This window comes from Bacillus sp. AFS031507 (genome assembly GCF_002584635.1).
In the GTDB taxonomy this organism is placed as follows: domain Bacteria; phylum Bacillota; class Bacilli; order Bacillales; family Cytobacillaceae; genus Neobacillus.
This window is the reverse complement of record NZ_NUOW01000017.1, coordinates 39500-50809: the sequence shown is the minus strand read 5'-3', so window position 1 is coordinate 50809 and position 11310 is coordinate 39500. Positions and strand designations below refer to the sequence as shown.

The window sequence follows — 11310 nt, the reverse complement described above, 5'->3', positions numbered from 1 at the left end:
TGGTTGTTTTTTGTGTTTTCAAAGATTTATGTATGGGTGAACAGAAAATGGTAATTGTGCCCATACAACAGAAAAAAAGCCATGGATCGTAACTAAAGAGGATACTAAAAGCTTGTCTTTTTGTTTGTCATCTGTAAGGACAATGACAATAGTAAAAAAGTACGAAGTGTTTTCAAAGAAATTACGAATAGACATACACCCAATTGCTAATTGTTACATAATATATTAATTAAGATGACGGCGAAAAGATTATTCAAAAAATTGTATACAAATAGGCACATAAGGGCAGAATGGATGTATGGAGGTGGAGGGATTGAGTTCATTATTAGCACAGAAGTATCATGAGGAAACGTGCGTTATTTGTGAAAATCAAAAACCAAAGGGCATACATCTATACACTTCATTTATTTGTACAGAATGCGAATATGATTTAATACAAACAGATACAAAGGATCCAAAATATAAATACTTTCTCAAACAACTGAAAAAAATAACCACACCAGAAATTTTTTCATAAAAGTCCATTATGGGCTTATTTTTTTGCATTCAAATGAGATTGAGCACTGATTTTTTGTTAGAATGAAGTGAAACTCCAGCAGTGGGGGGTTCTTGCCTGCTAATAAGGCTGAATAAACGAAGCTCTTAGAAGGAAGTAAACAAATGAATAATCAATTAAAAACACCTTTGTATGATGTGTTAATCGACCATGTCAAAAAGAACCCTATTTCCTTTCATGTCCCTGGACATAAATATGGTACTATAAATCAACGAGAAGCAAATCGTTATTTTAAGCAGATTTTACAAATAGATGCGACGGAGTTATCGGGGTTAGATGATCTACATTCGCCAGAAGGGGCGATAGTTGAGGCTGAGTCACTACTAGCTAGCCTATTTCAAACCCAAAAGAGTTATTTCCTTGTGAATGGTTCCACCGTAGGCAATCTAGCAATGATTATGGCAGCTTGCTCAGATGGAACAAAGGTTCTTGTTCAAAGAAATTGCCATAAATCCGTTTTAAATGGACTAAGCTTGGCAAAAGCTGACCCCGTGTTTCTCGAGCCTGAATTTGACCAGGAGTGGAAAGTCCCTTCTGGTATACGTATAGAAACGGTTAAAGAAGCTATTAACTTATATCCGGATGCAAAAGCACTCATTTTGACTTATCCGAGCTACTATGGAATGGCATATGATTTACAAGAAATAATCAAAGAAGCACATCTGCATGATATCCCTGTATTAGTGGATGAGGCACATGGACCACATTTTATTCTTGGCGGACCTTTCCCATCGTCAGCCCTTCAATTGGGTGCAGATGTTGTGGTTCAATCGGCACACAAGATACTCCCGGCCATGACAATGGGATCCTATTTGCATGTGAATAGCCAGTTGATTAATGGCAATAAGGTAAAGGAATACTTAGCCATGTTCCAATCAAGCAGCCCGTCCTATCCGATTATGGCATCCTTGGACCTGGCCAGAAATTATTTAGCTACATATAAACCAAACGATTTAACCTTTCTTTTGAATGAAATCCAACGCTTTAAAGAAATGTTGGCGGAAATTCCAGCAATCCGGGTGTTAGAATACCCCAATGATAACGGCGATCCTTTAAAATTAACCATCCAGTCCCGCTCGGGGTTAAATGGCTTTGAGCTCCAAAGAAGATTAGAAGAGGTATCCATTTATACAGAATTAGCCGATCCACATAATGTGCTCTTTATTCTTCCTTTATTAAAAGAAGGTCAAAGCTTTCCTTTGGAAGAAGCGGTCCTGAAAATTAAGAAGGCACTAGCTGGTTTACCTGTAAATGGTGCCCAAGAGGTGTTTGAGGTGGCTAGTCAAAAAATCTCAACGTTAGCGATCCCTTTTAAAGAAATGGGTAATTTAATGGTAAAAGAAGTAGATATAGCTGCAGCGATAGGTGAGGTATGCGCTGAAACGATTATTCCCTACCCCCCGGGTATTCCCTTGCTGATAAAGGGTGAAAGGATAACAAAAGATAAACTCAGTCAACTCGCCAGCCTGTTAAAATCAGGAGCTAGATTTCAAGGCGGCGCTCGATTAAAAGATGGTCTTATAAAGACCTTTTACACATCTTAAGAGATAGATAAAGTTTTGGAGGTTTTATTTAAATGGATAAAGGAATATTTATAACGTTTGAGGGCCCAGATGGTGCGGGAAAGTCAACCATTATTAACATGGTTGCCCAGGAGTTTGGAAACGTACTGCTAACGCGTGAACCAGGCGGGATTGATATCGCGGAGCAAATTCGATCCGTCATTTTAGATAAAGAAAATACCGCGATGGACCCTCGGACAGAAGCCTTACTCTATGCTGCTGCAAGAAGGCAGCATTTGATAGAAAAGGTGAAACCAGCCTTAGCAGAGGGGAAAATCGTGTTGTGTGACCGGTTTGTTGATAGTTCCTTGGCTTACCAAGGCTATGCACGCGGGTTAGGAATTGATGAAGTTTTTGTAATCAACCAATTTGCGATTGAAAATTTGATGCCTGAGTTAACGATCTACTTTGATATCGAACCAGAGTTAGGCTTAAAGCGGATCAACAAAAATAAAGGCAGAGAGATTAATCGATTGGATTTAGAAAACCTGGAATTCCACCAAAAGGTTAGCACAGGTTATCATCTATTAATCGAACGCTTTCCAGATAGAATTAAGTCTATTGATGCTTCTGGCACAGTGGAAGAGGTTTTTCAAGAAACCCTAAAAATAATAGTAGAAAAATTAGCAAAAAGGAAGCCTTCCCTATAAGGCTTTTTTTTATCCTAAAAGAAATATGTAGGCGTCCCTGCCATTATGAATGTAAGGAACTCTGTTACCTGTTATAATATAGGAAACAACAAAACTAGATTGGGATATAAAAGAGAGGGTGGTTCTTATGAAACTTATCATAGCTGTTGTACAGGACCAGGATAGCAATCGGTTATCAAAGGCACTAGTAGATAACAATTTTAGGGCAACAAAACTAGCGAGTACAGGTGGATTTCTGAAGTCAGGTAACACGACCTTTATGATTGGTACTGAGGATATTCGCGTGGACAGGGCCCTCCAAATTATTAAGGACAACTGCAGATCCAGAGAACAGTTAGTTGCCCCTGTTTCGCCAATGGGTGGAAATGCAGACTCTTATGTCCCATATCCCGTTGAAGTTGAGGTTGGCGGGGCAACCGTATTTGTCCTTCCAATTGAGCAATACATGCATTTTTAAGCCTAGTGAATGTCGGTTAATTTTATAAAGTAAGAGAGTGATGAGCTTGGTAAAATCATGGGAACAGCTAGAAGAGCTTCAGCCAACTGTGTTAAACATGTTAAAAAACAGTTTAGTGAAAAATCGAGTGGCCCATGCGTACCTTCTTGAGGGCATTAGAGGGACAGGTAAGCGGGAAATTGCGTTGTTACTGACAAAGTCCCTATTTTGCGAGTCCATCATTGATTGTTATAAACCGTGTGAAGAATGCAATAATTGTCGTCGAATCAATCATGGCAACCACCCTGATGTTCATATTGTTGAGCCGGATGGATTATCCATTAAGGTTGACCAAATCAGAAGCCTGCAGGTTGAGTTTTCCAAAAAGGGATTAGAATCTTTGAAAAAGGTTTATTTGCTTATACATGCAGATAAAATGAGTGTCAGTGCGTCCAATAGTTTACTGAAATTTTTAGAGGAACCCAATCCCGGGACAGTTGCCTTTCTATTAACAGAACAGCCGCAGAAAATTCTACCAACGATCCTTTCGAGGTGCCAAATACTAACATTTCATCCATTATCACCTCAAGTTATGATTAAACAATTGGTGGAAAACGGCGTAGAACCGCTAAAGGCTCCGCTACTTGCTCAATTGACCAATAGCTTGGATGAAGCACATAAATTAAATGTCGATGAATGGTTTGCACAAGCTCAAAAAATAGTGGTAAAATTATATGAGGTGTTGAAAAAAAATCCGTTGGAGGCTATGGTAACGCTTCAGACTGAGTGGTTTCCACACTTTAAAGATAAAGAACAAATTCACCGTGGTTTAGACCTTATACTTCTTATTTTTAAGGATTTACTATATATACAATTAGATAGGCAGGAGCAAATTGTTTTTCGAGAGGAAAATGAACGGCTGCAACAATTTGCATTGCAAACATCTGGACGGCGCATATCGGATCAAATGTCAGCTATTCTTGATGCAAAAAGAAAGCTTGAGAGGAATATGAATCCTCAGCTGATGATGGAACAGCTTGTGTTAAAATTGCAGGAGGGATCTTCATTTGTATGATGTTGTAGGAGTACGCTTTAAAAAGGCGGGGAAAATCTATTATTTTGATCCAGGGGACCTCCCTATAGAAAAAGATGACTTTGTGATTGTCGAAACAGTTCGTGGAGTTGAGTATGGTAAAGCCGTCATCGCTCGCAAACAGGTGGAGGAGCATGATGTTGTCCTTCCACTAAAAAAAGTGGTGAGAATTGCCGACCCGAAGGATCGAATGATTGTTGAAGAGAATAAGCAAGCCGCAAAGGAAGCTTATGAAGTTTGTAATGAAAAAGTGAATGAGCATCAACTGGATATGAAACTAGTCGATGTAGAATATACATTTGATCGAAATAAAGTCATCTTCTACTTTACAGCTGATGGAAGAGTTGATTTCCGTGAGCTTGTGAAGGATTTAGCAGCTATTTTTAGGACGAGAATTGAATTACGCCAGATTGGTGTCCGCGATGAAGCGAAGATGCTTGGTGGTATCGGTCCCTGTGGGAGAATGTTATGCTGTTCGACCTTTTTAGGGGATTTCGATCCAGTTTCGATAAAAATGGCGAAGGATCAGAACCTTTCATTGAATCCTACAAAAATATCTGGATTATGCGGCAGGCTGATGTGTTGTTTAAAATATGAAAATGATGAATATGAATCTGCTAAAGCATTGCTGCCGGATTTAGGGGAATTCATTGAAACACCACAGGGTAGAGGAAAAGTAGTAGGATTAAATATATTAGAGCGGGTACTGCAGGTTGAACTAAAGGAACAGGATCGAGTTCTGGAGTATACCTTGGAGGAAATCAATAAAGAAGGTGCCTTTTCTATACAATCCACAGATTAACGAGGTGGAAGACGTGGATAAAAAAGAAATATTTGAATCAGTAAGTAATATGGAAACACAAATTGGACATCTTTACCAGCAGCTGGGGGAATTAAAGCAGCATTTAGCCGAAATACTAGAAGAGAATCATTATTTAAAGCTTGAAAATGAACATTTGAGACGTCGTTTAGATGTAACGACTGAAGCGGAAAAAAAGGTAACAGGGAATAAAAAAGGGGCAGTCCTGCCCGAGTCTCCGGGGGTAAAGCCATTTGATGTTGGGGAAGGATATGATAACCTCGCCCGACTCTATCAAGAAGGGTTTCATATCTGTAACCTTCATTTTGGAAGTTTACGCAAGGAAGGCGATTGTTTATTCTGTCTTTCCTTTCTTAATAAGAAATAACCTTAAGAGGCTGACAAAAATCAGCCTCTATTTTCATACATTTAGGGGATGGATAATTTGGTCAACTTGAAGGAAGATGAACGGTTAGATTATTTATTAGCGGAAAACTTAAGGATTATCCAAAGTCCGTCTGTTTTTGCCTTTTCCCTTGATGCCGTTTTACTAGCAAGATTTGTATATGTTCCGATTCAAAAAGGGAACCTAATTGACCTCTGCAGCGGGAATGGTGTCATCCCTTTATTTCTAAGTGCACGAACAAAGGGCCAGATTACTGGTGTTGAAATACAGGAACGGCTTTACGATATGGCGGTAAGAAGCATTGAATATAATGGACTAGAACCCCGACTGCAAATGATTCATGGTGATATCAAGGATATGCCAAAACAGCTGGGCCATGGGCAATTTGATGTCGTCACTTGCAATCCTCCGTATTTTACAACGGCGTCAAAGGAAGAGATGAATCCCAATGAACATCTAGCGATTGCCCGTCATGAAATTCTTTGTACACTAGAGGATGCGGTCAAGGCTTCAAGTCAATTGGCTAAACAAGGCGGCAAGGTGGCTTTTGTTCACCGACCGGGGCGACTGCTGGATATCATTACATTGATGAGACAATACCGGCTTGAACCCAAACGAATTCAATTTGTCTATCCGAAGAGGGGGAAAGAGGCTAATACGCTTTTAATTGAGGCAATTAAGGATGGCAGTCCGGATCTAAAAATTTCTCCACCGTTATTTGTTTATAATGATAACAATGAATATACACCAGAAATTAGAGAGATTTTATATGGAGAATGACGATCACTATTTTTATGTACTTACCTGTAAGGACGGTAGTTTATATGGTGGATATACGAATAATCTTGAACGCCGGATTAAGCTTCATAATGAAGGAAAAGGGGCAAAATATACGCGGGGCAGAGGTCCGGTCGAACTTACATACTATAGAAGCTATGAAAATAAAGGGGAAGCGCTAAGGGCAGAATATTCCTTTAAGCAATTAAGCAGGAAGAAAAAAGATGAATTTTTAATAAAAGAAACAGGTGATGTGTATGTGGCAGCAAAAAAGCTTTGAGAATGAGGCTACGAAAGGGATCTTATATCTTATTCCCACACCAATTGGTAATTTAGAAGATATGAGCTTCCGTGCGATTCGATTATTAAAAGAAGCAGACTTAATTGCTGCAGAGGATACAAGGAATACAAAGAAGCTTTGCAATTACTTTGAAATTGGAACACCTGTTGTAAGTTATCATGAACACAATAAAGAAACGAGCGGCGATAAATTGATTCAAAAAGTAAAGGAAGGGTTAAAGATTGCGCTCGTCAGTGATGCGGGTATGCCTGCCATTTCAGATCCAGGTTATGAGCTGGTTGCAGCGGCCATTGAAGAAAAGGTAACAGTCGTTCCGTTACCAGGTGCAAATGCTGCTCTAACATCATTAATTGCCTCCGGTTTAGTGTGCCAGCCCTTTTACTTTTTTGGTTTTTTGAATCGAAACAAGAAAGAAAAGCGGGCGGAGTTAGAACACTTAAAATGGCAGTCAGCTACGTTGATCTTTTATGAATCACCACATCGCCTAAAAGAAACGCTTTCGATTATGTCAGATGTCCTCGGTAACCGGAAAATCGCAATTTGCAGGGAGTTAACGAAAAAGTATGAGGAATTTATTCGAGGAACGCTCGAAGAAGTAATCGCTTGGACCACGCAGGATGAAATCCGCGGAGAGTTTTGCTTGATTGTTGAGGGGACGGATCAGCAACAAGAGGAAGAACCAAGCTGGTGGCACAATTTAACGCTTGAAGAACATGTAAATCACTATATTTCTGAAAAAAATATCCCTTCGAAGGAAGCGATCAAACTAACAGCGAAAGATCGTGACATAAATAAAAGAGAAGTGTATCAGGCCTATCATGTCGAATAGATAGAGCTTAAGCGGGATACACCGCTGAACGTTTGTTTCGGCTTTTCACAGAAAAAAGCTCCAGCACTAATTGAAGTGCCGGAGCTTTCTATTATTTTACTAATTCAAAGTTGTTTTGGATTTCTTGTAATAACTGTTCTGCACCTTCACGGCTAAGAATTAATTTACCGCCAGCAAGAGTTAAATTATCATCAGATACTTCTCCTGTAACTTGGCAAGTCATATTTGGCTTGTATTTCTTTAAGATAATACGCTCATCATCAACGTAAATTTCAAGAGCATCTTTTTCAGCGATACCAAGAGTACGTCTTAATTCGATTGGAATAACCACACGGCCTAACTCATCAACTTTACGAACAATACCAGTAGATTTCATTTTTATGATCTCCTCTCACATTTGCACTTATTTTTTTCTCTATCTATTTATTCGTCATTATTCGACAAAATTTTCATAACCTAATAATACAAGAAATTCCCATATCCGTCAATTATTTTATTTGGAAAATTAATAGTAAATTTATTCAATTAAGATGATCGTTGGTTTAACAACGTTTTTTCTAAAAATTACCTATATTTAGCAGTAAATAATACTATTGGATTGTTGGTAAAACAACTGTTCAATTCTTTACTTTTTCGACAAACTTCAACATAAATTGTTGCGATTGAACTATATATCCTTCGAAGGAATAGAAACCTTTATGGGTGTAATAGGAAAATATGAAAAAATAAAGGAATCAGGTAAAAGAGCGCCTCCTTGCACAAAAGTTGGTTTTTCGGTATATTTTGAGGATAGAAGCGGGAAAAAGAGGCAATAATGGTTAAATAGAGCTTTGGACTCGCAAACTAGCGGAGGGATTAAGATGGAGAATAAATTAAAGACTTTTTACCTAACGACACCGATTTACTATCCAAGCGGTAATTTACATATTGGGCATGCTTATACAACTGTTGCAGGTGATGCAATGGCCCGTTATAAGCGGATGCGCGGCTATGATGTTATGTACTTAACTGGAACGGATGAGCATGGGCAGAAAATTCAAAGGAAAGCTGAAGAAGCAGGGATTACTCCGCAGCAGTATGTCGATGAAATTGTCGATGGAATTAAAGAATTATGGAAAAGACTCGATATTTCTTATGATGATTTTATCCGAACAACGGATGAAAGACATAAACAAGTCGTTGAAAAGATGTTTGCGAGACTGCTTGAACAAGGAGATATTTATCTCGATCAGTATGAAGGCTGGTACTGTACACCATGTGAATCCTTTTATACAGACCGTCAGTTAACGGATGGAAATTGTCCGGATTGTGGCCGTCCGGTGGAAAAGGTTAAAGAAGAATCATACTTTTTTAGAATGAGTAAATATGTAGATCGTCTTTTGCAGTACTACGAGGAAAATCCCGATTTCATCCAACCTGAATCTCGAAAAAATGAAATGATTAATAACTTTATCAAACCTGGCCTGGAGGATCTTGCTGTTTCAAGGACAACGTTTGATTGGGGGATCAAGGTGCCGGGGAATCCAAGGCATGTTATTTATGTTTGGATTGATGCCCTTTCCAACTATATTACGGCACTTGGTTATGGAACAGAAAATGATGCAAAATATTTAAATTACTGGCCAGCCGATGTTCACTTAATGAGTAAGGAAATTGTACGTTTCCACACCATCTATTGGCCAATTATGTTAATGGCATTAGATATTCCACTGCCCAAAAAGGTATTTGCCCATGGCTGGCTGTTAATGAAGGATGGAAAAATGTCCAAATCGAAAGGGAATGTGGTTGACCCTGTCACCTTAATTGATCGTTATGGTCTGGATGCACTTCGTTATTATTTATTAAGGGAAGTGCCGTTTGGGGCGGATGGTGTATTTACACCTGAAGGATTTGTTGAAAGAATCAACTTTGACTTAGCCAATGATTTAGGAAATCTTTTAAATCGTACGGTCGCAATGATTGAAAAATACTTCAACGGAGTTATACCTGATTATTCCGGCTCTATTGGGGAATTTGATGCATCGCTGCTGCAGGTCAATCTTGATACCGTTAATAAATATGAGGAAGCAATGGAGAAAATGGAGTTTTCTGTTGCGTTAACTTCGATTTGGCAATTAGTCAGCCGGACGAATAAGTATATCGATGAAACAAAACCTTGGACATTGGCAAAGAATGAGGAGAATAAAGGTGAGCTCTCAAGTGTAATGGCTCATCTGGCCGAATCCTTACGAAGAATTGCGATTTTACTGCAGCCATTCCTAACACGTACACCGAATTCCATCTTTACGCAGCTGGGTATTCAGGATGAGAGCCTTAAAACATGGGAAAGCCTCTCTGATTTTGGTGCCATTCCAAGCGGAACAAAAGTCGAAAAGGATGCACCGATATTCCCAAGACTTGAAATTGCTGAGGAAGTAGAATTTATTAAGACGAAAATGCAAGGTTCTGCTCCCGTAGTTGAAGAAAAGAAAGAAGAAAAGCCGGAAGAGAAACCTGAAGAAATCGATGAAATTGCCATTGACGATTTTATGAAAATTGATTTAAGGGTAGCAGAAGTTGTCCAAGCAGAGCCTATAAAAAAGGCGGATAAATTGCTTAAGCTTCAGCTCGATTTAGGCTATGAAAAGCGCCAGGTCGTTTCTGGAATTGCCCAATATTATAAGCCGGAAGAATTAGTTGGTCGAAAGGTCATTTGTATAACCAATCTAAAACCAGTTAAACTTCGTGGTGAACTATCACAAGGAATGATCCTAGCTGGTTCAAAAGATGGTCAACTTTCGCTGGCAACCGTCGATCAAACATTACCGAATGGTTCCAAGGTGAAATAAAGGTTAATAACTTTACAAGAAAAGCGCCTGCACAAGGCGCTTTTCAATGTTACACGTGGAACATTTTTCGTGATATTTCTATTTATTACTTGGTTATTGTTGAATATTGGCATTTCAAACGCGAATAAGAAAATGTTAGCGAAAAATAAAGTTCTTATTGAAAAAAATGGTGAAGGAGCAAAACTATGCTATTTGATACCCATGTACATTTAAATGATGACCAATATAACGAAGATTTAGAAGAAGTGATCACCAGGGCTCAAAGTGAGGGAGTCACTACTATGGTCGTGGTCGGGTTTGACCGCAAGACCATTCAAAGGGCAATGGAATTAGCTGATAGCTATGATTTTATCTTTGCCTGTATTGGGTGGCATCCCGTTGATGCGATCGACATGACCGAGGAGGATTTACGTTGGATAGAGGAATTAACTGCCCATCCAAAGGTAGTTGCCATCGGTGAAATGGGCTTGGATTATCATTGGGACAAATCTCCAAAGGATATTCAGAAGGAAGTTTTTCGAAAACAAATCAGACTTGCTAAAAAGGTTAATCTTCCAATCGTGATTCATAATCGCGAAGCAACAGCTGATATTGTGGAAATTTTAAAGGAAGAAGATGCCGAAGAAGTAGGCGGGATTATGCATTGCTTTAGCGGCAGCCCTGAAGTGGCGAAGGAATGCGTGAAAATGAACTTTTATATTTCTCTTGGCGGCCCTGTTACCTTCAAAAATGCCAAAAAGCCGAAAGAAGTAGCTGCAGAAATTCCACTTGATAAACTATTAATAGAAACAGATTGCCCGTATTTGGCTCCCCATCCCTACCGCGGGAAAAGAAATGAGCCTAGTTATGTAAAATTAGTAGCTGAACAAATTGCCGAAATAAAAGGATTGACAATCGAAGAAGTGGCGGAAGCAACGACACGAAATGCTAAAAAATTATTCGCCATAAAATGATAGGGGAATTTGTCGAAGCTGGTGGAAGCTTGTCTTATATTTTAGCGATAACAAAAAGTTCTACATGTCTCCTTTTCTACATAGGATAACCGTGTCGATAAGTTTATCTTTGCAATTTTC

Annotated in this window: 13 protein-coding genes; 12 read left to right on the top strand and 1 reads right to left on the bottom strand. The window is 39.0% G+C overall.

Translation table 11 applies throughout. From position 1 onward, the window contains the following. Positions 1-313: 313 nt before the first annotated feature. The 10 genes from COE25_RS17905 to rsmI all read left to right on the top strand — a co-directional run bounded on the left by COE25_RS17905 (position 314) and on the right by rsmI (position 7409). A complete protein-coding gene (locus tag COE25_RS17905; RefSeq protein WP_098933559.1) occupies positions 314-517 on the top strand; it encodes a sigma factor G inhibitor Gin in 204 nt (67 codons plus the stop codon). Positions 518-660: 143 nt separating this feature from the next. Beyond that, positions 661-2100, top strand: a complete 1440-nt coding sequence (locus COE25_RS17900) for an aminotransferase class I/II-fold pyridoxal phosphate-dependent enzyme (RefSeq protein WP_098933558.1) — start codon at positions 661-663, stop codon at positions 2098-2100. A 32-nt stretch (positions 2101-2132) separates the two neighbouring features. Beyond that, positions 2133-2768 carry a dTMP kinase gene (gene tmk, locus COE25_RS17895; RefSeq protein ID WP_088084907.1) on the top strand — a complete coding sequence of 212 codons (636 nt, stop codon included), beginning with the start codon at positions 2133-2135 and terminating at the stop codon, positions 2766-2768. 127 nt (positions 2769-2895) lie between these two features. Beyond that, positions 2896-3225: a cyclic-di-AMP receptor gene (locus tag COE25_RS17890; RefSeq protein ID WP_088084908.1), complete on the top strand. Its 330-nt coding sequence runs from the start codon at positions 2896-2898 to the stop codon at positions 3223-3225. Between the two features lie 46 nt (positions 3226-3271). Beyond that, entirely contained in the window at positions 3272-4279 is a 1008-nt protein-coding gene (gene holB / locus COE25_RS17885) for a DNA polymerase III subunit delta' (RefSeq protein WP_088084909.1), read from the top strand. Beyond that, positions 4272-5099: a PSP1 domain-containing protein gene (locus COE25_RS17880; RefSeq protein ID WP_098933557.1), complete on the top strand. Its 828-nt coding sequence runs from the start codon at positions 4272-4274 to the stop codon at positions 5097-5099. Before holB ends, COE25_RS17880 begins: the two co-directional genes overlap by 8 nt. 13 nt (positions 5100-5112) lie before the next feature. After that, positions 5113-5484 (top strand): DNA replication initiation control protein YabA, encoded by a 372-nt coding sequence (yabA, locus tag COE25_RS17875; protein ID WP_088084911.1) that lies wholly within the window; start codon positions 5113-5115, stop codon positions 5482-5484. A gap of 57 nt (positions 5485-5541) precedes the next feature. Further along, positions 5542-6282: a tRNA1(Val) (adenine(37)-N6)-methyltransferase gene (locus tag COE25_RS17870; RefSeq protein ID WP_088084912.1), complete on the top strand. Its 741-nt coding sequence runs from the start codon at positions 5542-5544 to the stop codon at positions 6280-6282. Further along, positions 6272-6559: a GIY-YIG nuclease family protein gene (locus tag COE25_RS17865; protein WP_098933556.1), complete on the top strand. Its 288-nt coding sequence runs from the start codon at positions 6272-6274 to the stop codon at positions 6557-6559. Before COE25_RS17870 ends, COE25_RS17865 begins: the two co-directional genes overlap by 11 nt. Then, positions 6537-7409, top strand: a complete 873-nt coding sequence (gene rsmI / locus COE25_RS17860; RefSeq protein ID WP_098933555.1) for a 16S rRNA (cytidine(1402)-2'-O)-methyltransferase — start codon at positions 6537-6539, stop codon at positions 7407-7409. Before COE25_RS17865 ends, rsmI begins: the two co-directional genes overlap by 23 nt. Before the next feature lie 91 nt (positions 7410-7500). Here rsmI and COE25_RS17855 read toward each other — a convergent pair whose 3' ends face one another. Then, a complete protein-coding gene (locus COE25_RS17855; protein ID WP_176525588.1) occupies positions 7501-7791 on the bottom strand; it encodes a transition state genes transcriptional regulator AbrB in 291 nt (96 codons plus the stop codon). A 478-nt stretch (positions 7792-8269) separates the two neighbouring features. Between COE25_RS17855 and metG the strand changes: the two genes are divergently transcribed. Next, a complete protein-coding gene (gene metG / locus COE25_RS17850; protein WP_088084916.1) occupies positions 8270-10237 on the top strand; it encodes a methionine--tRNA ligase in 1968 nt (655 codons plus the stop codon). A gap of 185 nt (positions 10238-10422) precedes the next feature. Further along, positions 10423-11190, top strand: a complete 768-nt coding sequence (locus COE25_RS17845; RefSeq protein ID WP_088084917.1) for a TatD family hydrolase — start codon at positions 10423-10425, stop codon at positions 11188-11190. Positions 11191-11310 lie beyond the last annotated feature (120 nt).

Coding starts and splice junctions, on each gene's coding strand:
- COE25_RS17900 (WP_098933558.1), top strand. CDS start 661: ATGAATAATCAATTAAAAACACCTTTGTATGATGTGTTAATCGACCAT.
- tmk (WP_088084907.1), top strand. CDS start 2,133: ATGGATAAAGGAATATTTATAACGTTTGAGGGCCCAGATGGTGCGGGA.
- COE25_RS17890 (WP_088084908.1), top strand. CDS start 2,896: ATGAAACTTATCATAGCTGTTGTACAGGACCAGGATAGCAATCGGTTA.
- COE25_RS17865 (WP_098933556.1), top strand. CDS start 6,272: ATGGAGAATGACGATCACTATTTTTATGTACTTACCTGTAAGGACGGT.
- rsmI (WP_098933555.1), top strand. CDS start 6,537: ATGTGGCAGCAAAAAAGCTTTGAGAATGAGGCTACGAAAGGGATCTTA.
- metG (WP_088084916.1), top strand. CDS start 8,270: ATGGAGAATAAATTAAAGACTTTTTACCTAACGACACCGATTTACTAT.
- COE25_RS17845 (WP_088084917.1), top strand. CDS start 10,423: ATGCTATTTGATACCCATGTACATTTAAATGATGACCAATATAACGAA.